Source organism: Brachybacterium hainanense (assembly GCF_042434575.1).
GTDB lineage: Bacteria > Actinomycetota > Actinomycetes > Actinomycetales > Dermabacteraceae > Brachybacterium > Brachybacterium hainanense.
Genome location: NZ_JBHLSV010000007.1, coordinates 94,108 through 119,375, shown reverse-complemented (window position 1 = coordinate 119,375; position 25,268 = coordinate 94,108). Strand labels below are relative to the sequence as shown.

Here is a 25,268-nt window from a genome sequence, read left to right as displayed (position 1 = left end):
GCGTGCCGGCAGTCGTCGACGACCTGCTCCGCAGCCGTCCCGCACGTCACCGAGGAGCACCCAGATTGACCGGCATCAGCCATGACCGTCCCCGCGCCGACGTCTCCGCGGAGGCGGTGACCGAGCAGGTGCGCACCTGGGTGCACGCCGCCGCGGAGCACGATGTCCCGGGGCCTGCGAAGATGCTCGCGCAGCTCCTCAAGGATCCCCAGGGGCTCGAGTTCACCGTCTCCTTCGTGGACCGCGTGATCCGTCCCGAGGATCCGCGCGCCGCCGCGCAGGAGCTGCGGCGCCTCGCCGCCCACCCGCCCGCCTTCCTGCCCGCGCCGCTGCGCCGGGTGCTGTCCTTCGGCGGCGGCATGGCCCCCCTTGCGCCGCACCTGGTGGTCCCCATCGCCCAGCGCGTGATGCGCCGCATGGTCTCCCATCTGATCCTCGACGCCCGGGACGCCCAGCTCGGCAGCGCCATCGCGCGCCTGCGCGCCGACGGCATCGACCTGAACATCAACCTCCTGGGCGAGGCGGTCCTCGGCGCTCGCGAGGCCGGACGGCGGCTCGAGGGCGTGCGCCGCCTGGTCGGGCGGCCCGACGTCGACTACGCCTCCATCAAGGTGTCCTCGATCGTGGACCATCTGTCCCTGTGGGGGGCGCGGGACACCGTCAGCCACATCGTGGAGACCCTGCTGCCGCTGTACCTCGACGCGGCGCGCGGCGAGCGGCCCACCTTCCTGAACATGGACATGGAGGAGTACCGCGACCTCGAGCTGACCCTCGACGTGTTCGAGCGGCTGCTGGACCGCCCCGAGCTCCTCCACCTGCACGCCGGCATCGTGCTGCAGGCCTACCTGCCCGATTCCCTCGCCGCCATGGAGCGCCTGCGCGCCTTCGCGCGCGCCCGCGTGGCCCGCGGCGGCGCGCCCATCAAGGTCCGGGTCGTCAAGGGCGCGAACCTCGCGATGGAGCAGGTCGAGGCCGCTCTCCACGGACACGAGCAGGCCCCCTTCCACACGAAGGAGGAGGCCGATGCGCAGTACAAGCGGGTGCTCATGGACTCCCTGCACCCGCGTCATCTGGAGGCCGTGCACCTGGGCATCGCCGGGCACAACCTCTTCGACGTCGCCTTCGCCCATCTGCTCATGGAGCGCCGCGGCATCGCCCCCGGAACCGCCGGCGGCGTCGAATTCGAGATGCTCGCGGGCATGGCCCCGGGGCAGCAGGCGGTGGTGCGCGAGAGCGTGGGCAGCATGCGCCTGTACGTGCCGATCGTCGCGCCGCAGCAGTTCGACGTGGCCGTGTCCTACCTGGTCCGCCGCCTCGAGGAGAACGCCTCCCCCGACAACTTCATGTCCGCCGTGTTCGAGCTCGACCGGTCCGAGGAGCTCTTCGCCCGGGAGGAGGGGCGCTTCCGCCGCTCCCTCGCCCGCGCCCTCGACGAGGTGCCGCGCCCCACGCACCGGGATCAGGACCGTGCCCGGGAGGCGCAGGAGGACGCACCCGCGCTCGGCGGCACGTCGCTGCCGGCGCTGCCCGGCGCCTTCGCCAACACGCCCGACACCGACATGGCGACCCGGGCCAACCAGCAGTGGGCCGAGGCGATCACCCACCGGATCCGGGGCTCCCGCCTCGGCACCGATGCCGCCGATGCGGCCCGCCTGCACACGGTCGAGCAGGTCGACGCGGTCTACCGCCACGCGCTCGAGGCCCAGAAGACCTGGGCGGCCAGGCCCGCCACCGAGCGGGCCGCGGTGCTGCGCCGCGTCGCCCAGGTCTTCTCCCGGCATCGCGCGGAGCTGCTCGAGGTCGCGGCCGCGGAGACCGGCAAGACTCTCGAGCAGGGGGACCCGGAGGTCAGCGAGGCGATCGACTTCGCCCTCTACTACGCCGAGCAGGCCGAGCGCCTCGCCGGGCTCACGGAGGTCGTCGCGATCCCGCGCCGCCTGACGCTGGTCACCCCGCCCTGGAACTTCCCGCTCGCGATCCCCACCGGCTCCGTGCTCGCACCGCTGGTCACCGGCAGCGCCGTCGTCATGAAGCCCGCTCCCCAGGCCCGGCGCTGCGGAGCCGTGATCGCGCAGCTGCTCGCACGGGCCGGGGTTCCCGAGGGCGTCTTCACCCTCGTGGACGTCCCCGAGGACGAGGTCGGCCGGGCGCTCGTCTCGGATCCGCGCGTGGACCAGCTGATCCTCACCGGCGCCTACGACACGGCCGCGCTGTTCGCCTCCTGGCGACCCCAGCTGCGGATCAAGGCGGAGACCTCGGGCAAGAACGCCATCGTCGTCACCCCGCATGCGGACCTCGACCTCGCGGCCAAGGACGTCGCCGCGAGCGCCTTCGGCCATGCGGGGCAGAAGTGCTCGGCGGCGAGCCTCGTGATCACCGTCGGCTCCGTGTCCCGCTCGCGCCGCTTCGACGCGCAGCTGGCCGATGCGATCCTCAGCCTGCACGTGGGCACCCCCGAGGATCCCACCGCGCAGGTGGGCCCCGTCATCGAGGCTCCCGGTGAGAAGCTCCGGCGAGGGCTGACGGAGCTGGCTCCCGGGGAGAGCTGGCTGAGCGCACCCGAGCAGCTCGACGCCGAGGGCCGCCTCTGGACCCCGGGCGTGCGCCTCGGCGTCCGGGAGGGGTCCGAGTTCCACCGGACCGAGTACTTCGGCCCCGTTCTGGGCGTCATCCATGCCGACACGCTCGAGGATGCCGTGCGCATCCAGAACGGCACCGCCTACGGGCTCACGGCGGGCCTGCATTCGCTGGATCCCGACGAGGTCGCCTGGTGGACCGATCACGTCGAGGCCGGGAACCTGTACATCAACCGCGGCATCACCGGGGCGATCGTGGAGCGCCAGGCCTTCGGCGGCTGGAAGCGCTCCGCGATCGGGCAGACCGCGAAGGCCGGGGGCCCGAACTACCTGCTGCATCTGGTGGACCTGGTCGACGCCGCTCCGGCATCGGATCCCCGAGCCTGGCTCGACGCCGCCCGGGAATCCGATCGTGCGCATCTGGCGAGCACCTTCCTGCCGCGAGACCCGCAGGATCTGCACGGCGAGATCAACGTGCTGCGCTACCTGCCGGTGCCGACGGTGGTGCGGGCCGCGGAGGGCGCGCCCGCCCATCACCTCGAGCGGGTGCTGCTCGCGGCCGATGCCGTCGGCGCGGATGTGGAGGTCTCCCTGGCCGATGCCTCCCTCGAGCCGGTGGTCCGCCGCGTGCTGGCCGCCGCGCCGGAGGTCCGCGTCGAGTCGGCGTCCGCGTTCGCCGGGCGCGTCCCGCAGCTCGAACGGCATCGGATCCGCCTGATCGGTGAGGCGGACGACGAGCTCCTCACGGCGATCTCCCGGCGCGTCGAGGTCGCCCTGTTCCCGGCCGTGCCGACGGTCAGCGGCCGTGTGGAGCTGCTCGCCTTCCTGCACGAGCAGGTCATCAGCGCGACCGATCACCGCTACGGCAACCCGCTGCCCCAGGAGTACGACCTCACCGGCGGGGTCGGCTTCGCCCGCGGGCGGGGTTGAGGCGAGGTCCGCCGCCGCGGAGCCGGTCCTCGGGGGCCGGCTCCGCGGCGCTGCCGACAGGCTCCCGCAGCCACACGGGACCGCGGATCCCGCAGGACAGGAGGCCGGGTCCGTAGGGTGGGTGTGCTGCCTCATCTGGCAGTCCCGTTCTCGACGAGGAGATCGCATGTCCCCCTCATCCCCTGCTCCCCGGTCCCCCTCCCCCGCCCTGTCCCGCCGCGCCGCCCTCGGAGCCGCCGGGACGATCGGTGCTCTCGCTGCGACCGGCCCGCTGTCCTCCGCGCAGGCGGAGCCCGGCTCCGGCCCGGGCCACGGCGAGGCCCGCGACCGTGCCCGGGCCGCGCTCGAGGCGCTGCAGAGGCACTTCGCGATCGACGACGGCAGCGACCTGCTGCTCGAGCACGCCCCTCGGCGCGAGGACGATCCGCCCTCGTCCTACGAGTGGCCGCTGTCCCAGGCGCGCGCCGCGACCGCCGAGCTGTCCCATGCGCCGGGCGTCACCGATCTCGCGCCGATGCTCGCCTCCCGCGATCGCGCCCAGGAGCGCTACTGGCACGCGGCCGGCGGGGATACGGGCCTGCCCGGCTATGCGTCCGCGACCGACCCGGCAACCGGCGCCCACGGGGACTACTTCTACGACGACAACGCCTGGGTCGGCATGCTCGAGGTCGAGGAGCATCTGCTGACCGACGGCCGTCGCGGGGACGTGGCCCGGGCGGAGGAGGTCATGGCCCTGCTGCGTTCCGGCTGGGACGACGATCCCACGCATCCGGCGCCCGGCGGCGTGTGGTGGGCGCAGACGGACTGGAACGACGACCGCAACACCGTGTCGAACATGCCCACCGCCAAGCTCGGCATCCGCCTGTTCCAGCTCACCGGGGCCCAGGAGCACCTCGACCTCGCGCTGCGATGCGTGGACTGGACCCGCGAGCACCTCCTCGCGGACAACGGCCTGTTCTGGGACAACGTGAAGCTCGACGGCTCGATCGACCGCACCCAGTGGACCTACAACCAGGGAGTCCCGCTCGGGGTGGAGGCGCTGCTGTTCGAGGTGACAGGCGATTCGACGCATCGGGATCGATGCCTCGCCATCGTCGAGGCGCTCATCGGACATTACGACGTGTGGACCGAGGGCGGCTCGCTCGACGCGCAGCCCGTCGCCTTCAACGCGATCCTCGCCTCGAACCTGCTGCTCGCGGAATCGGTGCTGGGTCCGGAGGTTCCCGGACGCCGCCTCGTCGCCGCGATGGCGGACCGCCAGTGGCGCCTGCTGCGGGACCCGGAGACCGATCTGTTCCGCCGCGGGGCGGACGCCGAGGGCACGGAGCTGCTGGACCAGGCCGGCTTCGCGCGCACCCAGGCGCTGGCCGCGCTCCCCCGGCCGCTCTGGCGGCACCTCACCTGATCCTGCGGTGCGGGAGCGCCGCCGCAGGCCCTGGCCGGCGGCGCGGACGGCGCTCCCGCTGCCCTCCTCAGCCGTCGAGGACGGTTCCGGCAGGGATCTGCGCGGGGTCCTCGGCCGTGACCCGGGCATCCCCTCGCACGACCACCCCCGCGCCGAAGACGTGATCGCCCTCGACGGCGAGCGAGCTCGCCTCCCGCAGGGACGGCACCCCCTCCGGGAAGCGCGTCTCGAAGTCCCCGACGAGCTTGTAGTGCTCCGCATCCAGCGACACGTCCGCGACCTTCTCGACCTTCTGCACGAGCGCCATCCGCTCGTCGAGCTCGTACGCGTCCGAGCGCACCAGCAGCAGGTCGCTGGTCGCCTTGACCGGCAGGAAGCGCGAGCGGTCCACGACGATCGCCGTGGCGCCGTCGAAGACCTCGATGGCCGCGCCCATCGCGGACTCGATCTGGTAGACCTTCGTGCTGGCCTTGTCAGCCGGGTCGACGGTCTTCTCGTTGCGGATCAGCGGCAGGCCCATCACCCCGTCGCGCTCGGCGAGGATCGCCGCGACCTGCTCGAGGTCGAACCAGAGGTTGTTGGTGTGGAAGAACGGGTGGCGGTGCTCATCTGTGAAGAAGTGCATCTGCTCCTCCGGCGTCTGCGCGGTGTCGCGCAGGATGAGGCGCCCGTCGGACTTCCGGATCGCGAGATGACCGCCCTTGCGGTCGGCCGGGGTGCGCCGGCACAGCTCCGCGGCGTAGGGCGCGCCGGTGCTCGCGAACCAGGAGGCGATCACCGGGTTCGGGACGGTGCCGAGGTTGTCGGAGTTGGAGACCGAGGCGTAGCGGAAGCCCGCGTCCAGCAGCTGCTGCAGCAGGCCCGAGGTCTGCAGGGCCGTGTAGATGTCTCCGTGGCCGGGCGGGCACCACTCGAGGTCCGGGTCCGCCGGGTGCTCGACGGGGGTCAGGTCGTCGGCCCGGAGCTTGGGCTCCTTGTTCTGCAGGAAGTCCAGCGGCAGGTCCCCGACCGGCAGATCGGGGTACTGCGCGAGCACCTCGAGGGTGTCCTCGCGGGTGCGGAAGGAGTTCATGAAGATCAGCGGCAGGCGCGCCCCGGTCGCGCGACGCGCCGCGAGGACCTGCTCGACGATGATCTGCAGGAAGCTCCTCCCGTCCCGCACCGGCAGCAGCGACTTCGCGCGGTCCATGCCCATCGAGGTGCCGAGCCCGCCGTTGAGGTTGATGATCGCGAGCTGGTCGAAGACCTCCTTCGCGGCGAAGGGGTCGATGGTGACGTCCTCGAGCTCGGGCGGGTCGAGATACGGCTCGATGGTCTCCTCCGGGATGGACCCCGTGGTCCCGTCCTCGAGCTGGGCGTAGTAGTGGGTGAACACGTCTATGGCGGTCTGCGGGACGCCCGCGTCGGTCATCTTCTGCTGTGCTGCGGCAAGGCCTTCGATGCTCATGGGGCCAGGGTATCGGGCCCCTTCCGCAGCGGCGGCATGCGCAGGGCGAGCATCCGAGCTGAGCTCAGCGCCCGGCGGCGTACCCCTGGGCGCCGCGCGGGTTCGCGGCGGCGCCCAGCACGCCGGTGGCCGGGTCCCGCGTCACGCAGGACAGCCGCCCCAGCGACCAGGGGCCGGAGACGGTCACCTCATGCCCCCGTTCGCGCAGCCCCGCGATCACCTGCTCCCCCAGGCGCTCCTCGACGACGGCTCCGGCGGGCGTCCAGGTGCGCGGCCAGAAGGAGCCGGGCATCGCGGTGGTGTGCAGGGCGGGCGCGTCGATCGCCTGCTGCGGGGTGTAGCCGCCGACGAGGACGCGCAGCAGGAAGAGCAGCTGCCACTGGTCCTGCTGGTCGCCCCCCGGTGAACCAAGCGCCATCACCGGCTGCCCGTGCTCGAGCACGAGCGTGGGGGTGAGGGTCGTCCGCGGCCGCGCACCCGGACGCAGAGCGGTCGGCGAGGACTCGTCCAGCCACGTCATCTGCAGCCGGGTCCCCAGGCAGAAGCCGATGCCGGGCACGGCCGGGGAGGACTGCAGCCAGCCGCCCGAGGGGGTCGCGCTGATCATCATGCCGCGGGCGTCGACGACGTCGAGGTGGCAGGTGTCGCCCCGTACCTCCTCGCCCACGCGCACCGTGGGCTCGCCCGTCGCAGCATCGGGCAGGCGGCCGCCGGCGGTCGCCAGCTGCTCCGCGGTGAGCAGCGGCGGGACCGTTCCGGTCCTCCCGCCGGGCCTCCCGGGGCGGAAGCCGGCGCAGGCGCGTTCGGTGATCAGCGCGCGACGCGAGGCGATGTACTCCTCGCTCAGCATCTGGGCGAGAGGGACATCCTGACCGTCCCCGAAATGGGTGTCGCGGTCGGCGAGGGCGAGCTTGAGCGCCTCGAGGATCCGGTGGGCGCCGGCCTCGGTCGACGGGTCCAGCTCCTCATCGGCGAAGCCGTCGAGGATCCGCAGGGCGATCAGGAGCGCGGGCCCCTGGCCCCAGGGCCCGGTCTTCGCGATCGTGCGCCCGCGGAAGGTCGCGGTCGCGGCCGGCTCGAGGCGCGCGACGGCCCCGGCGAGATCGGCCGCCGTCATCACGCCCCGGTGCTCGGCGCCGTCGGAATGCCGGTGCGGCACCTCCTGGAACGCCGCGATCGCCCGGGCCACGGGTCCCTCGCGCCAGCGGCGGCGCGCGGCCTCGATGCGAGCCTCCCGAGTGGGTCCGACGGCGTGCTCCGCGAGGTCCTGCAGCACCCGGGCGTACTCGGGGTTGCGGATCAGCTCTCCCGGCTGCGGGGCGCGGCCGTCGGGCATCCACAGAGCCCCGGAGGTCGGCCAGGCCCGGGCGAAGGTCTCCTCCAGGGAGGCGATCTGCGCGGCGACGCGGGCGAGGACCGGGTGGCCGTCGCGGGCGTAGCCGATCGCGTGGTCGAGCACCTCCGGAAGCTCCCAGGTGCCGTGCTCGGCCAGGAGCAGGAGCCAGGCGTCGACGGCGAGCGGCACCGCCGCGGCCAGGGCGCCCGTGCCGGGGACACGGTCCAGCCCCTCGGCGCGGCAATGCGCGATGGTCGCGGCCGCGGGCGCGCAGCCCTGCCCCATGAGCACGCGCGGCACGGGGTCCGCGGGCGAGGCGATCAGCGCCGTCATGTCGCCGCCCGGACCGTTCAGATGGGGCTCGACGACGTGGAGCACGAATCCTGCGCTGACCGCGGCATCGGCGGCGTTGCCGCCCCGCTCGAGGACGCTCAGCGCGCTCGCGGTGGCGAGCCAGTGCGTCGAGGCGACCATCCCGAAGGTGCCCTGCAGATCAGGTCGGGTGAGATGCGGATCCGGGGCGACGAACATCGGGCGACGGCCTTTCGACGGCGAGGGGCGGCAGGAGGGATCATCCCACGGGGGACCCTAGAGCCGGTCCCATCCCGAGACCCGCGGATCCGGCACGAGCGGCAGGACCCGGGCATCACAGAAGGGCCGGTGCGGATCGGCCGGGGTCATCGCGGGCAGCACCAGCGCCCAGAGCCCGTCCGCGCCCCGGGTCGCGGCGGGCGCGACGAAGGCGCCCTCTGCTCCGGGGCCCAGCAGCTCCTGGGAGGTCAGCAGCTCTCCGTCCGCGGCGGGGCAGCCCAGCAGCGCGGCGTGCAGGCGCGTCGCGCGGAGGGAGGAGAGATCGGCGGCGACGAGGATCCGGGCTCCCGGCGCGCCGGGCAGGACGTCGCACCGGACGCCGTCGCGCAGCACACGGGTGCCGAGCTCCTCCAGGGCCCGGTCGTAGAGGAGCCGGCCGATGACCCAGACGACCGGCCCTGCCAGCAGCAGCATGCCGCCGGCGAGGCCGAGCACGAGCGCGGCTCCGGGCTGCGCGAGCAGGGCTGCGAGCCGACCCGGTCGCAGCAGCAGGATCGCCAGCAGGACCAGACCGAGCGCGGACAGCAGGATCGCTCGCAGCCGGTACCCGTCGACCTCCGTGCTGATCTGCGCCTGGGCCTCGGCCGGGGTGCGCAGCGGGGGCAGCGGACGTGCCCGCTCGAGCTGCGCCGGGATCTCCGGCGGGCGCGTCCCGGCGTCCCTGCCGGGATCTGGGTCCGCGGCGCGCATCCGACGGGTCGGGGACGCCGGCCGTTCCTCGGCCGGCCCCTCCCGCCGACGCCGGCCGCGCCTCGCCGTCGGGGGCGCGGGGCTGCTCTCCTCCGCCAGGCGGCGCTTCTCCTCCGCCAGGCGGCGCTTCTCCTCCGCCGGGCGGTGCTCGTCCGCCAGATCACGCGGCCTCTGCGTGAGGAACCGCCCTGCGGGCTGCTCGCCGCGCCCGGCCCGATGCGTGCTCATCCTCGACCCCGCCTTCGCCTGCGGAGCATCGGCCGCCCCGCCGGTCCCAGTATCGCGCAGGATCACCTCCCGCGATCCGTGATCGCGGTCGGCCCACCCCGGCGGAGTCCGTAGACTGGTGAACCATGAGCACAGTCCTGTCCGCGGTCGCCTGGCCGTACGCCAACGGTCCCCGCCACATCGGTCATGTCGCCGGTTTCGGCGTCCCCTCCGACGTCTTCTCGCGGTACATGCGCATGGCGGGCCACGACGTGCTCATGGTCTCGGGCACGGACGAGCACGGCACCCCGATCCTCGTCGAGGCGGACAGGAACGGCGTCTCCGCCCGTGAGCTCGCCGATCGCAACAACCGCGTGATCGTCGAGGACCTCGTCCAGCTGGGCCTGTCCTACGACCTGTTCACGCGCACCACGACCCGCAACCACTACGCCGTGGTGCAGGAGATGTTCGTGGCCGTGCGGGAGAACGGCTACATGCTCGAGCAGGTGACCTCCGGGGCGATCTCGCCGTCGACCGGCCGCACCCTCCCGGACCGCTATATCGAGGGCACCTGCCCGATCTGCGGCACCCCCGGGGCTCGCGGCGACCAGTGCGACGCCTGCGGCAACCAGCTGGACCCCACCGATCTGATCGACCCGGTCTCGCGGATCAACGGGGAGACCCCCGAGTTCGTGGAGACCACGCACTACTTCCTGGACCTTCCCGCGCTCGCGAGCGAGCTGGGTCGCTGGCTGGACGAGCGGGAGGCGACGGGGCTGTGGCGCCCCAACGTGATCCGCTTCAGCCAGAACATCCTCGAGGACATCCGCCCGCGCGCGATGACCCGCGACATCGACTGGGGCATCCCCGTGCCGGGATGGGAGGACCAGCCGACCAAGCGCCTGTACGTGTGGTTCGACGCCGTGATCGGGTATCTCTCCGCCTCGGTCGAATGGGCGCGCCGCCAGGGCGACCCGGAGCTGTGGCGCAAGTGGTGGAACGACCCCGAGGCCCTGTCGTACTACTTCATGGGCAAGGACAACATCGTCTTCCACTCGCAGATCTGGCCCGCGGAGATGCTGGCCCAGAACGGCAAGGGCGACAAGGGCGGCAAGCCCGGCGCCTTCGGGGAGCTGAACCTGCCCACCGAGGTCGTCTCGAGCGAGTTCCTCACCATGGAGGGCAAGAAGTTCTCCAGCTCGAAGGGCGTGGTCATCTACGTCCGCGACGTGCTCTCCCGCTATCAGGCGGATGCCCTGCGGTACTTCATCTCCGCGGCGGGTCCGGAGAACCAGGATGCGGACTTCACCTGGGAGGATTTCCTCTCCCGCACCAACAACGAGCTCGTCGCCGGCTGGGGCAACCTCGTGAACCGCACCGCGGCGATGATCGCGAAGAACGTGGGAGAGATCCCGGCCGCAGGAGAGCTCGAGGACGTGGACCGTGCGCTGCTCGAGGAGATCCGTGCGGGCTTCGACTCGGTGGGCTCGCTGATCCGGGCGCACCGGCAGCGCGCCGCGATCGCGGAGGCCATGCGCCTGGTCTCGGAGGCCAACCGCTACGTCTCGGAGACCGAGCCGTTCAAGATGAAGGCGGAGGAGCAGCGTCCGCGCCTGCTCACGGTCCTGCACGTCCTCGCCCAGGCGGTCACGGACCTGAACACCCTGCTCTCGCCGTTCCTCCCGCATTCGGCCAACGAGGTCGAGAAGGCCCTCGGCGGCGATCGGGTGATCGCGCCCCTGCCGCGGATGGAGGAGGTCGAGGACCTCGACGGCGGCCCGTCCTACCCGATCATCACGGGCGACTACTCGGACGCTCCGGCGTGGGCGCATCATCCGGTGGCGGTCGGCGCCCCGGTCGCGAAGCCGACGCCGGTCTTCACGAAGCTGGACCCGACGATCGTCTCCGAAGAGCTCGAGCGCCTGGGGCTCGACCCCGCCTGATCGAGCGGGCTCCGACCGGAGCGCCCGCGAAGAGCGAGCAGGCCCTCCGGCCGATGCCGTGGCGATCATCGAGCAGATGCCCTGGCCGAATCGGTGGCGATCGGCCAGGCTCATCCAGCCGTCGATACGCCGGCGAAGCCTCCGCGTCGCCCGCAGGCCAGCAAACAGACCACCGACGTATCCGCATCGCCCGCGGGGCATCAGAACGACACGAATCCTTCGATCACCCCACGGGGCCTCCGCGATGCTCCTCTGTCCGCAGACCGCTGACGATCGTCCAGTGGTCCCGTGCCGAGGAACAACGGGCTCCGCGCGCGCTCGTGCGCGGCCGACCGGGCATGTCGATGCGGTCACGTTGACCGAGCATGACGATGCCGTCACGTCGATCGGGCCCGCCTGCGCCGCCGGGTATCGGGTCGACCGGGTACGTCGACGCCGTCTGCTCAGCTGGGTGCGAAGCTCACGTCGCCTGGTCCGCCGCGAACGCTGACCCCGCTCCTCCCGCAGTACCACGTGCCGAACGGTGACCCCGCACTCCCCGTAGTAACACTTTCCGCGAAAGTGTTACTACGATGGGGCGATGGTCACCGTTCCCGCTCCTGCGCCGGTCCCGGCCGTCGGACGCCGTCCCGGCATGTGGTCTGTCGCCGATGACGGCCTCGCCTCCCGGGCCGCCCGTGCGCGCGGCACGGGTCCCTACGAGGCCTGCCTGCCGGCCCGTCTCGCGGACCTCCGGTTCGAGTTGCCCGCGGATCTCGCCGCGGACCTCGCCGACGCGGAGGCCGCCCTGGTCGCCTTCGACCTCCACAGCACGGCCGTGCTTGGCCCGCAGAGCCAGGCCATCGGACCGATGAGCTCGGTCCTGCTGCGCACCGAATCCGCCTCCTCCTCCCAGATCGAGGACCTGACCGTGGGCGCCCGTCAGCTCGCCCTCGCCGAGCTCGCGGAGTCCACGAGCCCGAACGCGATGACGGTCGTCGCGAACGTCCGCACCATGGAGGCGGCGCTGCGCCTGGCCGACCGCCTCGACCTGGCAGCGATCCTGCGGATGCATGCCGAGCTGATGGCCGCGCCCTCCGCTCCCCCGGGAGGGGAGCTGCGCCGCCAGCTGGTATGGGTGGGGCGCAGCGGCTCGAGCCCTCGCGGAGCGGCCCACATCGCCCCCGAGGCCGAGGACGTGCCCGCCGCGCTCGAGGACCTCATCGCCTTCATCGGACGGGAGGACCTGCCGATCCTCGCGCAGGCCGCGATCGCGCACGCCCAGTTCGAGACCATCCATCCGTTCACCGACGGCAACGGCCGCACCGGGCGCGCCCTCGTGCACGCCATGATCCACGGGAAGGGCCTCGTCACGCGGACGACGGCGCCGGTCTCCGCCGGGCTGCTCACCGACCACCCCGGATACATCGCCTCCCTCGACGCCTTCCGCGCCGGGGACGCCCGCCCCGTCCTCGAGCAGTTCGCGCGGGCCGCCCGCTATGCCGCCGTCACCGGGCGCGGGCTGGTCGAGGACCTCTCCGCGCAGCTCGACCTCTCGCGCGAGAGGCTCTCGGGGCTGCGTCGCCATGCCTTCGCGTTCCGCCTGCTTCCCCTGCTGGTGGCCCAGCCGATCGTGCATGCCGCCTTCGTCCGCGAGGCCCTGGGCACGAGCGCCATGAGCGCGCAGCGCGCCCTCGCCCAGCTCGCGGAGGCGGGCGTGCTCACCGAGCGGACCGGGCGCAGCCGGGGACGTGTCTGGCAGCACGACGGGATCCTCGCCGTGCTGGACGCCTATGCCGAGCAGGTGCGCCGCTCCGGGTGAGGACGAAGGCCCGGACCTGCTCCCCGGACGGATGCTGACGGTGCTCCCGATGAGCAGGGAGGGCGATCACGATCGGTCCCGGGATCCGAGTCCCCCGAGGTCATGGACGCGCAGCGCCACGGCATGCTCGGCACCGGCAGCCTCGCCCCCGGCGCGCAGCAGCTCCGGGATGAAGTCCTCCGGTGCCGGGTGCCCGGTCACGTGCGCGAGATAGGCCGCATGGCAGTGCAGAGACGCGACCGCGGCGTCCACGTCCTCCTGCGCGACCGCCTTCGCGTGGGTGGGGCGCTCGTGGCCCGCCACCAGGAGGGCACCGACGCTCCAGGCCGCGAGGCCCTCCACTTCCGCGAGCTCGCGGAACACCCACGGGTTCGCGGCGTCGCGCAGCCCGTCGACGACGGCGAGGCCCGTGGCCCGATGGTCGGCCTGGTTCAGCCCGCCGTACGCCTCGACCTCGAAGTTCGCGGTGAGGACGACATCGGGCCGGTGCCGGCGGACCACCCGGGCGACGGACCGGCGCAGCGCCAGACCCGGTTCGAGCATTCCGTCCGGATGTCCCAGGAACTCCAGCTCGCGCACGCCCACCGCCCGGCAGGCGGCACGCTGCTCGACCTCGCGCAGCGGCCCGACGACCTCCGGGGCCTGTGCCATCCCGGCCTCTCCCGAGGTCATCAGCGCGTAGTCGACCGCCACCCCGGTGCGCGTCCAGGCGTGCACCGCGGCGGAGGCGCCGTACTCCATGTCGTCGGGGTGGGCGACGATGCACAGCACCGAGGCGATGCCGTCCTCGGGCAACGGAGGCAGCGGATCGGGCGCGGGCCGTGCGGGCGGATCGGTCATGGGGCCGACCGTACCGGATCAGGCGCGGGCTCGGGCCAGCTCCCGCACGTCCGGCTCGGCTGCGGAGGCCGATTCGGCGCGCTCCGCGACCGCGGCAGCGGTGACGAGGGCCTGTTCGAGGTCCGCGCGCAGGTCCGACGGGTCCTCGAGGCCGATGGACAGCCGGACGGTCCCCTCGCTCACGCCGCAGGCCGCGCGCTGGGACGGGGTGAGGTGGCAGTGCGTGGTGCTGCCGGGGTGCACCGCGAGGGAGCGGGAGTCGCCGATGTTCACGGCGAGGGTCACGAGCTCGAGCGCATCGAGGAAGGCCTCGGCCGCGGCCTCTCCCCCGACGAGATCGATCGCGAAGACCCCGGAGGTGCCGCGCGGGAAGTCGCGCCGGGCGATCCCGGCATCGGGGCGGCCCGGGGAGGAGGGGTGATGGACCCGGGCGACCAGCGGGTGCTCGCGCAGCGCGGCGGCGAGCTGCGCCGTGGTGGTGCTGATGCGCTCCATGCGCAGGTCCAGGGTCTCGATCCCTGCCAGCAGCAGCGAGGCGCTGTGCGCGGGCAGGGTCGCGCCGAAATCGGTCAGGTACTTGGCGCGCGCGTAGGCGAGATAGCCGGAGGCGCCGCGCGCGTACTCGTCGGAGAAGGTGACGCCGAAACGGCTGTTCGGCGAGGTCAGGCGCGGGAAGAGCGCGGGACATCGCCGAGGGTCGAAGCGGCCGGTGTCCACGACGACACCCGCGAGCGCCGCACCGTGCCCGCCCAGGTACTTGGTCGCCGAGTGGATGACGACATCGGCGCCGAGCGCCCCCGGCCGCAGGAGCGCCGGGCTCGCGACGGTGTTGTCGACGACGAGCACCGCGTCGTGCCGGTGGGCGATGTCCGCGAGGGCGGGGATGTCGGCGAGCTGCGCGCCGGGGTTCGCGATCGACTCGACGAACAGGACGCGGGTGCGGTCGGTGAAGGCGGCCTCGACGGCGGCGAGGTCCCACGGGTCCGCCGCCGACCAGGTCACCCCGGCATCGGCGAGGGAGTCGTCGAAGAACTCGACCGTGCCTCCGTACAGCCGGCTCGCCGCGACCAGGTGATCGCCGGGGGCGACGAGGCCCAGGATCCCGACGGCGACGGCGGCCTGCCCGGAGGCGACGGCGATCGCGCCGATCCCGCCCTCGAGAGCGGCGACGCGCCGCTCGAGAACACAGGTGGTGGGATTGCCCGACCGCGAATAGGCGTAGCCGTCGCGCCGGCGGGCGAAGAGGTCCTTGAGCTGCTGGTGGGACTCGGCCGCATAGGCGGTGGTCGCGTGGATCGGCACGGCGATCGACCGGTGCGGGCCCTCCGGCTCGTAGCCGGCGTGGGTCTGCGCGGTGCTCGAGTACCCGCTGCTGTCCGACGTGCTCATGGGGGCCTCCCGCGACGTGACGATGGTTCCGAGGCTCCATCGTGGAACGCCGCGCGCGCCGGCCCCAAGGAATGTTTCCGCGTGTGGCGCGCATGACCTGCGGCGATGTCGACGGTCACGGACGGTGCGGCACAGCGGGGGCGCCGGCGGCCCGGCGCTCGAGCGCGGTGACGACGGCTTCGAGCGGTCCCCGCTCCCGGACCGTCCGCGGGGCGAGCGCACGCCAGAGCGCTGCGACGACGCCACCGGCCGCGAGCAGCAGGCCGAGCATCGCCCAGGAGTCGTCGCGGGCGTCCCCGCTCGCCACCGCGGCGAGGTGGAGGAGCAGGATCTGCCCGGAGTACAGCGTCAGGGACATGGCGCCCGGCGCCGCCAGCAGCGCGAGTACGCGCCGCGTGCCCGCGGTCCGCGAGAGCAGCTGCGCTGCGCCCCAGCACAGCAGGAGGACGCCGCAGGAGCCGACGAGGTCGCCGGTGGTCTCTGCCGCGGAGCCGTCATAGGCGTGGACCGGGAACAGCCCGAGCAGGTTCGGGGCGATCACCAGAGCGGCGAAGAGGCCGAGCGCGCCGGCACCCGAGAGGAGCGCGGCTCCCGGTCCGGGCTCCCATCGGCGCAGCAGGCGCATGAGCAGGATCCCCGCGAGCGCGTAGGCCGTCATCGCGGCGAAGCGGTACGGACCGGAGCCGCCCGCGAGCTGCACGAGCTGCGACGGCCAGGTCCGGGCGAGGATCGGCAGCGCGATCGCGGACAGCCACACCACGGGGAGCACGATCGCGAGGGCCCGGCTGCGCAGCCGGGCGAGCGGGATGCAGACCGCGGTGAGGACCGCCAGGTGGCTCAGCACGATGATCACCTGGGCGCGGCTCTGCTCGAGCAGCAGCCCGAGCAGCAGGATGCATGCGGCGCGGACCAGCGTCCTCCGCGCCCGATGCGGTCCTCCGGCCTCCTCCCCGAGCTGCGCGCCGACGCCGATCAGCAGGGCGAACAGCGGAGCCGTCAGGAACTCGGAGACGAGGAGGATCCGCGCCGGGCCGTCGGACGGCGCGACATGGGCGATCACCATGAGGACGAGGGCCGCGCACCGCGCGAGGTCGATGCCCGGCAGACGGCTCATGCGGGCCAGAGGCCCGAGCTGCCCCTCCGGTGGGAGCCCAGCAGATGCGTGTCCACGATCCCGATCGCCTCCATGAGCGCGAACATCGTGGTCGGCCCGACGAAGCGGAACCCATGCCTCCGCAGCTCCTTCGCGAGCGCGACGGATTCCGGACTCGTCGTGGGGACGTCCGCGGCGCATGCGGGGCGGGGGGTCTCGGCAGGACGATAGGACCAGACGAGGTCGGCGAGGGTGGAGCCGGCGCCGAGCTCGCCGACCCGCCCGAGGCCGTCCATGCTGCGCAGCGCGATCGTGGCGCGGGCATTGGAGATCGTGGCCTCGATCTTCCCTCGATGCCGGATGATCGAGGCGTCGCCCAGCAGGCGCTCGACCTTCGCCGCCCCGAAGCCTGCGACCTCGTCGGGGTCGAAGCCCGCGAAGGCGCGCCGGAACCCGTCGCGGCGGCGCAGGATCGTCGCCCAGGACAGACCCGACTGGAATCCTTCGAGGCTGAGCCGTTCGAACACGCCGCGCTCGGTGCGCACCGGCATGCCCCACTCGGTGTCGTAGTACTCCCGCAGATCCTCGTGGACGCTGGCCCACTGCGGACGCGACAGCCCGTCCTCGCCGAGGACGAGGCCCGTCTGCTCCGCGGTCATCCTCAGTCGTCGATCCGGCCGACGGGCTCGCGCTTCTCCGCCTGGAACTGGTCCTCGACACGGCCCAGGGCCCAGTAGGCGCTGATGGAGATGCGATCCTTCGGGATCGATCGGACGGTCACGAGCTCGCGGCGGACCCGCTTGATGATGCCGCGCTCGCCGTGCGCGAAGACCTGGAGGTCCTCGCCCGCGGGGAGGTCCAGCTGCTCGAGGGCGGTGACCAGCAGCTCGTTCTCGCCGATCAGCCAGCGGACCTCGACGCCCTCCGGCGCCTCGATGCGCTGGCGGTCCCGGTCCTGCTGCAGCTGGATGAGCGCGACGCCCCGCGCCCGGGGAGGGAGCGCCTCGATCGCACGGACGATCGCGGGCAGGGCGCTGTGGTCGCCGACGATCAGGTGGAAGCCGACCTCGGGACGCGGCGCGTAGGCGCCTCCGGCCCCGGAGGCGGCCACGAGGTCGCCGGGGATCGCCTCATCGGCCCAGCGGGCGGCGACGCCGGCGTCCTCCCCCGTGCCGTGCAGCACGAAGTCGATGTCGATGAACCCGGCCTCGAGGTCCCAGCGGCGCACCGTGTAGGTGCGGCGGGACGGCAGCAGCTCCGGGCTCTCCGCGCGGAGGGCGTCCAGGTCGTAGGGCGGTGTGAGCCCGCTGCCGGGAGCGGCGATGAGGAGCTTCACGTAGCTGTCGGTGAAATCGTTCGGGCTGAGGTCCGCCAGTCCCTCGCCGCCCAGGCGCACCCGCATCATCTGCGGGGTGATGCGTTCCTTGGAGATGACCTCGAGGACCGCCTGCGGGCGGTTCGGACGGGCCGGGCGGGCCTGCGTCGTGGATTCCGCCGCGGCGGCGGGAGCTGGGGTGCTGCTGGCGTCGAACATGCCTCCGACCTTACGGGAATGCGCCGTGGATCGCTATGGAGAGCCTTACCTCATGGATAGGCGGCGAGCGATCTCGGCGACCGCCGCCCGCCCGGCGCGGTTCGCACCGATCGTCGAGGAGCTCGGGCCGTAGCCGATGAGGTGGATGCGGGGATCCCCGGCGACGGCGGTGCCGTCCATGCGGATCCCTCCTCCGGGGCCGCGGAGGTGCAGGGGTGCGAGGTGCCCCAGGTCCGCGCGGAAGCCGGTGGCCCAGAGGAGCACGTCGAGACGGGTCCGGGCGCCGTCGGGCTCGAGGACGCCGTCCGGGACGATGCGGACGGGCATCGGACGGCGGTCGAGACCGCCCCGCTCCCGGGCCGCCCGCAGCTGCGGGGTCCACAGCAGACCGGTCACCGACACCACGCTGCGCGGCGGCAGCCCGCGGCGCACCCGGTCCTCGACCTGGGCGACGGCCGCCCGGCCCTGGATCTCCGGGGTGAAGCCGTCCTCGCGGAAGACGGGGACGCGACGCGTGTACCAGCGCGGCTGCGGCGCGTCGGTCTCCGCCGCGACCGCGCTGAGCTCTGCCAGGAAGCCGACCGCGCTGATCCCGCCGCCAATCACGGCGATCCGCGCGCCGCCGCGCAGCAGCTCTGCCGCCCCGGGATAGTCGACGGTGCGCAGCTGCCTCCCGGCGAAGTCCCCGGCGCCGGGCAGGTGCGGGACGAAGGGGCGACGCCAGGTTCCGGTGGCGTTGATCAGGAAGCGGGTGCGGATCGGCTCCCGGTCGCGGCCGCGGCTGCGCGCGGCGATCAGCAGCGCCCCGCCGGGCTCCTCCTCGCGGACGGAGAGGACCTCGACGGGACGTTCGACCGGGAGCTCCTCCCGGGACTCGAAATCGGCGAAGTAGGCCGGGACCACGAGAGAGGAGGGGAGGTCCGGATCTCCCGGCGGCAGCGGCATCCCGGGCAGCTCCGTGATGCCGTTGACGGTCCGCATCGTCAGGGAGTCCCATCGGTGACGCCAGGCGCCCCCGGGACCCTCTTCCGCGTCGAGCATGATCAACCGGGAGCCGAGACCGCGACGCCGCAGGTGATGACCTGCGGTGAGGCCGGCCTGGCCGGCTCCGATCACGACGACATCGCTCTCGCGCACAGGGGATCCGCCTTCCGCGGTGGGGACGCTGCCCCCTCGCCAACGGCGCGAGGACCCCCGCTGTTCCCGGAGCGTGACCTGTCCTACCCTTGCCCCATGTCTGCTCCCTCCCCCGTCGACGCCGTCGTGGTGGGGTCGGGTCCCAACGGTCTCGCGGCGGCGGTGACCCTGGCCCGGGCGGGCCTCGAGGTGGAGCTGCTCGAATCCCAGGACAGCCTGGGCGGCGGCGCCCGGACCCGGGGTCTGGGCCTCGCCCCGGGGATCGTCCACGACGTGTGCTCCGCGGTGCATCCGATGGCGCTCGCGAGCCCCTTCCTGCAGGCCTTCGACCTGTCCGCGCGCGGGGTCGAGCTGCTCGTCCCCGAGGCCTCCTATGCGCAGCCGCTCGAGCGGGAGCCCGCCGCGATCGCCTGGCGGGACCTGCACCGCACGGCCGACGGGCTCGGCAGGGACGGCCGGCGCTGGCGCGCGCTCCTCGGCCCGCTGGTCGAGGACGTCGAGGCCGTCGTCGATCTGAGCCTGGGCGACAGGCGCTCGGTGCCGCGCGGGCTGCTGAGACCGGGGCCGATGGGGACCGCGGCCCGTCTCGGGGCGGCTCTCGCGTGGCAGGGGACCCCGGCGTGGAACCTGGCGTGGAGGACGGAGCGGGCGCGGGCGCTGATCTCCGGCGTCGCTGCGCATGCGATCGGGACGCTTCCCTCCCCCGCCACGGCCGGCGTCGCGCTCATGCTCGCGACCCTCGGGCACGCCGGGGGCTGGCCCGTCGTCCGCGGCGGCTCACAGGCGATCTCCGATGCCCTGGTCGCAGACCTCCTGGCCCATGGCGGGCGCATCCGCACCGGGGTCCACGTCACGTCCCGAGCGCAGCTGCCGCCCGCACGGGCCCTCCTGCTGGACACCACCGCGGGAGCGGCTGCGAGGATCCTGGGCTCCGCGCTGCCGGCGCCCCTGCGCCGGGCGCTGTCCCGCGTCCCGCACGGGAATGCCGCGGCGAAGGTCGATCTGGTGCTGTCGGGACCGATCCCCTGGCGCGACCCGGAGGTGGGCCGGGCAGGGACGCAGCATGTGGGAGGGACGCGCGCGGAGATGGCCTTCGCCGAGGCGGAGGTCGCCCGAGGACGGACCCCGGAGAAGCCGATGGTGCTGGTCAGCGACCCCGCCGCGGTCGATGCGCAGCGGGAGAGGAACGGCCTGCGCCCCGTCTGGGCGTATGCGCACGTCCCCTTCGACGACCCGGGGGATCCGACGGAAGCGGTGCTCGCGCAGCTCGAGCGCTTCGCTCCCGGCGTCCGTGACCTGGTCGTCGCCGCGCACGGCGTCAGCGCGCATCGCATGGCGGGACACAATCCGAATCTCGTCGGAGGGGACATCGCGCTGGGCCGGGTGAGCCTGTGGGGGCTCATGGCCCGCCCCACGGCTTCCGCGGACCCGTTCCGCCTCGGCGACACGGGGGCTTACCTGTGCTCCTCGGCGGCGCCTCCGGCTCCAGGCGTGCACGGCATGAACGGCTGGCATGCGGCGCGGCGCGTGCTGCGTCAGCGCTTCGGGATCCGCACGCTGCCGCGGCTGGGTCCGGCGAGCTGATCCGCCCCGTCGCCGAGCGTCATCGGCGTCGTCCGCCTCCGTGCTCCTCCGCCTCGTCCGTGAGGAGGATGCGCTCCGCAGCGCGCGGCGGGCGCTCCCCGGCCCCGATCAGCTGCGCCTCCCAGTCGGCGAGGACCTCCGGGAACGCCGCGGCGAGCCGTTCGGGCGGCAGCGGACCGGGATGCCGGGAGGCCGTGATGGCCTGCAGCGAGGCCGCGAGGATCCCGGCGCGTGCCGGGGGAAGGCCCGCGGCGAGCAGGGCTCCGCACGCCCCGGCGAGCACGTCCCCGGAACCCGCCTGTGCGGTCCAGGCCGGTCCGGGCACCGCGAGGAGCACCTGGCCGTCCGGATCGGCGACGAGCTGGGTCGCACCCTTGAGCAGCACGCTCGCCCCGGTGCGAGCCGCGGCCTCCCGCGCGCTGCCCAGCGGATCCGCCTCGACGTCGGCCCGGTCCCGGCCCAGCAGCCGGGCCAGCTCCCCGGCATGGGGCGTGAGCAGCGATCCGTCCGGCAGCGCCGGGCGCCCCGGGAGCAGATCGAGAGCGCCGGCGTCCACGACCAGCGGGAGCGCGTCCTCGAGGAGCTGGGCGAGACGGCGTTCATGCGCGAGGCGTGCTCCGGGATCCGAGAGATCCCAGCCCGATCCGCACACCGAGGCCTGGACCCGGCCGGCTGCGGGGACCACGCTGGGGAAGCGGGCGAGGACCGCGGTCCCGGCCTCGCCCGGATGGCGGATCATGCCCACCCCCGCGTGGAGGGCGCCCGCGGCCCCGAGGACCGCCGCGCCCGGGTAGCGGCGCGAGCCGGTCTCGAGCCCGAGCACCCCGCGCGTGTACTTGTGGGACCGGGCATCCGGGAACGGGTACCAGGCCCGCAGGTCCGTGTCCTGGACCTGCTGCACCGCGCCCGCCCCGGGATCCACGCCGAGCCGGGCGAGATGCACCTGTCCGCAGGCGAGCGCGGCGGGGGCCGCGACATGGCAGAGCTTCGGCGCGACGAGGGCCACGGTCCGCTCCGCGGCGAAGCATGCCCCGTCCTGCACCGCGGAGTCGGCGCGCAGACCGCTGGGCAGGTCCACGGAGAGGACCCTCCGGCGGTGCGTGCGGGCGGCGCGGGCGAGCTCGGCGGCCTCCCCCGCGAGGGGACGGCTGCCGAGTCCCGCCACGGCGTCGACCACGAGGTCGGCGCGCGGAAGCAGGTCCTGCGTCTGCTGCGCTCCGATCACCATGCCTCCTGCGGCCCGGCATGCGGCGAGGCCGGGCTCATGGGTTCTCCCGCGCACGAGGCGGACGCGCACGCAGGCGCGAAGGGTGCGGGGCAGGAGGGAGACGGCGTGCAGGGCGTCCCCCGCGTTCGCACCCGGACCGGCCACGACGAGGATCAGGGGCTCATGCGCCCCGCCGAGCATGAGGGTGATGTGCTCGGCGAGGACGCCCGCGGCACGCCCCATGAGGTCCGCGCCCGGATGCGCGGCGACGTGGGCCTGTTCGGCGCGACGGACGGCGTCGGCGGAGAGGACGGGCAGCATGTCTCCAGCCTAGATCCGCGACCGCTCAGCGCGGGCGCGCGATGATCTCGCCATGAGGGACGATGAAGCTGGCGTCGGGGTTCTCGGCCCAGCCGCGCCAGGCCCGGGCGATGCGGTCGAGGTCCTCCTGCGCCGCACGGCCGGAGGCGAGGATCTGCTGGGCCAGCGGGCCGGCGCTGATGCGTCCTGCCCAGGAGTCGGCCCACCAGGCGCGGTCGCCGGGCGTCGCGTACGTCCAGGTGGAGGACGTCATCTCGACGTCGTCGAGGCCGGCGGCGCGGGCCCAGGCGAGCAGACGGCGTCCGGCGTCGGGGGTGCCCCCGTTGGCCCGGGCGGTCGCCAGGTACAGGGAGAGCCAGTCGTCGAGCCCGGGCACGTCGGGGTACCAGCGGAAGCCGGGATACTCGGCGTCACGGACGGCGATGACCCCGCCGGGACGCACCACGCGACGCAGCTCCGCGAGGACGCCCACGGGATCGGCGACGTGCTGGAGCACCTGGTGGGCGTGAGCGACGTCGATGCTGTCGTCCGGGAGCGGGAGACGGTGGGCGTCGGCGACGAGGACCTCGACCTCGGCCAGGCCCTGCCGGGCGAGCTCGGCCCGGGTGAGCTGGGCCGCCTCCTCCGTCACCTCGAGCGCGGTCGTGCGCTCGGGGCCGACGGCGCGGGCGAGGTCCGCCGTGATGGTCCCGGCGCCGCTGCCCACGTCCAGGAGCCGCTGGCCCGGGAGCAGATGAGGGAGCAGGTGAGCGGCGGAGTTCGCGGCCGTGCGACGCCGATGCCCCTGGAGGACGGAGGCGCCGTAGCCGTGGGTGTAGCGGTGCGTGGCGGGCCCGCCGCCGCTGGTCTCGTCCGTGCTGCGTTCGTCCATGCGCCGGAGGCTACGCCTCCTCGGCCGTGCCGCGGGCCGTCGTCCGTGCGGTGCGGGCCAGGCGCTCGGCGAGGGCGGCGACCGCGTCCCGGCGGTGTCCGAGACGCCCGGCGTTCCCGTCGAGGTAGGCACGACGCGCCTCCTCCAGGAGCTCGGCCTCGGCGGGCGGGAGCCGCGAGGCGACGGAATGCGCCGCCCGGTCCTTGGGAACGATCCTGCCGGTCTCGAGGGTGACGAGGATGCGGGCGAGGGTGAGCAGGACGTTGCGCTCGTCACCGTGCAGGTCCGCGAGGAGCCCGGGGAGACAGCCCACCATCGCCGTCTCGAGCTGTCCTGGCCGCAGCGGGGCGATCAGCTCCCGGAGCGCCGGGCCGCGCAGGACCTGATGGGCCTGCAGCGCCGTCGCGGCGAGGACGACGAGATCCGGGTCCTCCCGCACCGGAGCCGGGCGGCCGGAGGAGAGCTCGTCGCGCAGCCATTCCCCGAACTGGAGGTCCTCGCGGGGCGGGTCGCGCCAGGGGTCCACGTCCTCGGCGACGACGCTCGTGAGCTCCACCGGGCGGCGGCGGGTCGCCGTGGGGTGATGGGCGCCGTGTCCTCCCCAGCCGGAGATCTCCAGCAGGACGGCGACGAGGTCGGCGCGCTCCTCGGCGTCGAGGCTCCGTCGGGTCACGACGAGCAGGTCGATGTCGCTGCCGGGGCGCAGGCCGCCCGCCACGGCGGAGCCGTACAGGTAGACCCCGAGCACCCCGCCGGGATCGTAGCGGTCCAGATGCTCGAGGACCTCCGCGATCGCGCCCTCGTCCATGCCCGCAGAGGATACTCCTGCCCGTGCCCTCCCGACCGCAGCCGGAGCCTCCGGCGCCGCCCGCGGGAGCGCACGGGCGCCGGCCACGGCGGGCGCGCTCCCGGGCGGGGACGGGCTCTCCATGGCCGGCGCCATGACATCGCGGGGATCAGGCCGAGGCGTGATCGGCCGCGCGTGCGGCGGACGTCTCCCGACGCGCCTGGAGACGTCCGCCGATCAGGCTCGCCGCGAGGACGGCGGCCACCGCGACCACGATGCCCCCGACGATCAGGCCCTTGCCGCCGCCCATGCCGAGCCAGCCCAGGTAGAGGCCGATGATCCCGTAGTCGGAGTCCCCGAACGTCGAGTTCGCGGTGCCGATCTCCCCGAGCACCGGCAGCAGCAGCAGCGGGACGATGGTGATGAGCAGGCCGTTGGCGAAGGAGCCGAGGACGGCCCCGCGACGCCCGCCGACCGCGTTGCCGATGACGCCGGACGCACCGCCCGTCATGAAGTGGGCGACGATGCCGGGGATGATGACCGCCGTGCCCGCGAATCCCATGACGGCCATGCCCGCGATGCCCGCGATCAGCGAGGAGAAGAATCCGACCATGACGGCGTTCGGGGCGAAGGTGAAGGTGATCGGCACGTCCAGGGCCGGCTTCGCGTTCGGGACCAGCTTCTCGGAGATGCCCTTGAAGGCCGGGACGATCTCGGCGAGGATCACGCGCACGCCCGCGAGGATGATGAACACGCCCGCCGCGAACTGCCCGGCGGACATGACGGCCCACAGCAGGTAGTTCTGTCCGTCCGAGATCTCCGCCTGGACATAGGCGGGACCCGCGACGAGCGCGACGACCACGAAGATCAGCCCCATCGAGAGGGCGACCACGATCGTCGAGTCGCGCACGAAGCCGAGGGACTTCGGGACGTTGAGCTTCTCCGTGGACTTCTCGGGGTCGCCGCCGGTGACCTTGGCGACCAGGCCCGACAGGGCGATGCCGAAGCCGCCCGTGTGTCCGAGGGCGACCTTGTCGTTGCCGGTCACCTTCCGCATGAAGGGCTGGACCACGGCCGGGGAGACCGTCGTGATCACCGCCTCGGCGATCGATCCCCAGATCACGGCCTCGACGGCGCTGAAGCCCGCGACCATGAGGATGACGGCGATCATCGCAGACTGGTAGAGCGCCACGTGTCCCGAGAGGTAGATGTACTTGAACCGCGTGATCCGTGCCAGCACGACGTTCAGGATCATGCCGAAGAAGAAGATCAGCGCGGCGACGGTTCCGTACTCCTGGAGGACCGGGCCGACGATGGCCTCGTTGTTCGGCACGACGCCCTGGACCCCGAACACCTCCGAGAACATGCGCCCGAAGGGGTCGAGGCTCGCCACGACGACTCCGGCTCCCGCGGAGAGCACGAGGAAGCCCACGAAGGTCTTCACGGTCCCCTTCATGAGATCCGCGGCCGCCTTGCGCTGCAGCAGGAGGCCGACCAGCGCGATGAGCGCGACGAGGATGGAGGGCTGGGACAGGATCTGGACGAGGATGTCCAGGAATGCATTCATTCGAGTTTCTCT

General features: G+C 73.4%; 18 protein-coding genes. 5 read left to right on the top strand and 13 right to left on the bottom strand.

Annotated elements, in window-relative coordinates:
• Positions 1 to 65 precede the first annotated feature (65 nt).
• Both ACFFF6_RS08015 and ACFFF6_RS08010 read left to right on the top strand, forming a co-directional pair.
• Positions 66 to 3,506 carry a bifunctional proline dehydrogenase/L-glutamate gamma-semialdehyde dehydrogenase gene (locus tag ACFFF6_RS08015; protein ID WP_376979832.1) on the top strand — a complete coding sequence of 1,147 codons (3,441 nt, stop codon included), beginning with the start codon at positions 66 to 68 and terminating at the stop codon, positions 3,504 to 3,506.
• 166 nt (positions 3,507 to 3,672) lie between these two features.
• A complete protein-coding gene (locus ACFFF6_RS08010) occupies positions 3,673 to 4,911 on the top strand; it encodes a glycoside hydrolase family 76 protein (protein WP_376979831.1) in 1,239 nt (412 codons plus the stop codon).
• Positions 4,912 to 4,978: 67 nt separating this feature from the next.
• Here ACFFF6_RS08010 and ACFFF6_RS08005 read toward each other — a convergent pair whose 3' ends face one another.
• The 3 genes from ACFFF6_RS08005 to ACFFF6_RS07995 all read right to left on the bottom strand — a co-directional run bounded on the left by ACFFF6_RS08005 (position 4,979) and on the right by ACFFF6_RS07995 (position 9,203).
• Positions 4,979 to 6,358: a UTP--glucose-1-phosphate uridylyltransferase gene (locus tag ACFFF6_RS08005; protein ID WP_376979830.1), complete on the bottom strand. Its 1,380-nt coding sequence runs from the start codon at positions 6,356 to 6,358 to the stop codon at positions 4,979 to 4,981.
• Positions 6,359 to 6,422: 64 nt separating this feature from the next.
• Entirely contained in the window at positions 6,423 to 8,225 is a 1,803-nt protein-coding gene (locus ACFFF6_RS08000; RefSeq protein ID WP_376979829.1) for a gamma-glutamyltransferase family protein, read from the bottom strand.
• A gap of 57 nt (positions 8,226 to 8,282) precedes the next feature.
• The gene (locus tag ACFFF6_RS07995) at positions 8,283 to 9,203 is read right to left on the bottom strand and encodes a hypothetical protein (protein WP_376979828.1); all 921 of its coding nucleotides are present in this window, start codon (positions 9,201 to 9,203) and stop codon (positions 8,283 to 8,285) included.
• 125 nt (positions 9,204 to 9,328) lie between these two features.
• Between ACFFF6_RS07995 and metG the strand changes: the two genes are divergently transcribed.
• Positions 9,329 to 11,125 (top strand): methionine--tRNA ligase, encoded by a 1,797-nt coding sequence (gene metG, locus ACFFF6_RS07990; RefSeq protein ID WP_376979827.1) that lies wholly within the window; start codon positions 9,329 to 9,331, stop codon positions 11,123 to 11,125.
• A 580-nt stretch (positions 11,126 to 11,705) separates the two neighbouring features.
• Positions 11,706 to 12,926: a Fic family protein gene (locus ACFFF6_RS07985; RefSeq protein ID WP_376979826.1), complete on the top strand. Its 1,221-nt coding sequence runs from the start codon at positions 11,706 to 11,708 to the stop codon at positions 12,924 to 12,926.
• Positions 12,927 to 12,992: 66 nt separating this feature from the next.
• Here the strand turns inward: ACFFF6_RS07985 and ACFFF6_RS07980 are convergent, their stop codons facing one another.
• The 6 genes from ACFFF6_RS07980 to ACFFF6_RS07955 form a co-directional block, all read right to left on the bottom strand.
• Entirely contained in the window at positions 12,993 to 13,766 is a 774-nt protein-coding gene (locus ACFFF6_RS07980) for a PIG-L deacetylase family protein (RefSeq protein ID WP_376979825.1), read from the bottom strand.
• Positions 13,767 to 13,784: 18 nt separating this feature from the next.
• Entirely contained in the window at positions 13,785 to 15,155 is a 1,371-nt protein-coding gene (locus ACFFF6_RS07975; RefSeq protein WP_376979824.1) for an O-acetylhomoserine aminocarboxypropyltransferase/cysteine synthase family protein, read from the bottom strand.
• 115 nt (positions 15,156 to 15,270) lie between these two features.
• Positions 15,271 to 16,269 carry a hypothetical protein gene (locus tag ACFFF6_RS07970; protein ID WP_376979823.1) on the bottom strand — a complete coding sequence of 333 codons (999 nt, stop codon included), beginning with the start codon at positions 16,267 to 16,269 and terminating at the stop codon, positions 15,271 to 15,273.
• Positions 16,266 to 16,907, bottom strand: coding sequence for a DNA-3-methyladenine glycosylase I (locus ACFFF6_RS07965; RefSeq protein WP_376979822.1), 642 nt, complete (start codon positions 16,905 to 16,907; stop codon positions 16,266 to 16,268). Before ACFFF6_RS07965 ends, ACFFF6_RS07970 begins: the two co-directional genes overlap by 4 nt.
• Positions 16,908 to 16,909: 2 nt before the next feature.
• On the bottom strand, positions 16,910 to 17,782 hold the full coding sequence (locus tag ACFFF6_RS07960; protein WP_376979821.1) for a siderophore-interacting protein: 873 nt from the start codon (positions 17,780 to 17,782) through the stop codon (positions 16,910 to 16,912).
• A gap of 45 nt (positions 17,783 to 17,827) precedes the next feature.
• Positions 17,828 to 18,919, bottom strand: coding sequence for an FAD-dependent oxidoreductase (locus ACFFF6_RS07955; protein ID WP_376979820.1), 1,092 nt, complete (start codon positions 18,917 to 18,919; stop codon positions 17,828 to 17,830).
• Between the two features lie 96 nt (positions 18,920 to 19,015).
• Between ACFFF6_RS07955 and ACFFF6_RS07950 the strand changes: the two genes are divergently transcribed.
• Positions 19,016 to 20,503, top strand: a complete 1,488-nt coding sequence (locus ACFFF6_RS07950; protein WP_376979819.1) for a phytoene desaturase family protein — start codon at positions 19,016 to 19,018, stop codon at positions 20,501 to 20,503.
• A gap of 19 nt (positions 20,504 to 20,522) precedes the next feature.
• Here ACFFF6_RS07950 and ACFFF6_RS07945 read toward each other — a convergent pair whose 3' ends face one another.
• From ACFFF6_RS07945 to ulaA, 4 genes are all read right to left on the bottom strand, one after another.
• On the bottom strand, positions 20,523 to 22,031 hold the full coding sequence (locus ACFFF6_RS07945) for a bifunctional ADP-dependent NAD(P)H-hydrate dehydratase/NAD(P)H-hydrate epimerase (RefSeq protein ID WP_376979818.1): 1,509 nt from the start codon (positions 22,029 to 22,031) through the stop codon (positions 20,523 to 20,525).
• Positions 22,032 to 22,056: 25 nt separating this feature from the next.
• Positions 22,057 to 22,902, bottom strand: a complete 846-nt coding sequence (locus ACFFF6_RS07940) for a class I SAM-dependent methyltransferase (RefSeq protein WP_376979817.1) — start codon at positions 22,900 to 22,902, stop codon at positions 22,057 to 22,059.
• 10 nt (positions 22,903 to 22,912) lie between these two features.
• Positions 22,913 to 23,710, bottom strand: coding sequence for an aminoglycoside adenylyltransferase family protein (locus tag ACFFF6_RS07935; protein WP_376979816.1), 798 nt, complete (start codon positions 23,708 to 23,710; stop codon positions 22,913 to 22,915).
• A 148-nt stretch (positions 23,711 to 23,858) separates the two neighbouring features.
• A complete protein-coding gene (ulaA, locus tag ACFFF6_RS07930) occupies positions 23,859 to 25,256 on the bottom strand; it encodes a PTS ascorbate transporter subunit IIC (protein ID WP_376979815.1) in 1,398 nt (465 codons plus the stop codon).
• Between the last annotated feature and the right edge of the window lie 12 nt (positions 25,257 to 25,268).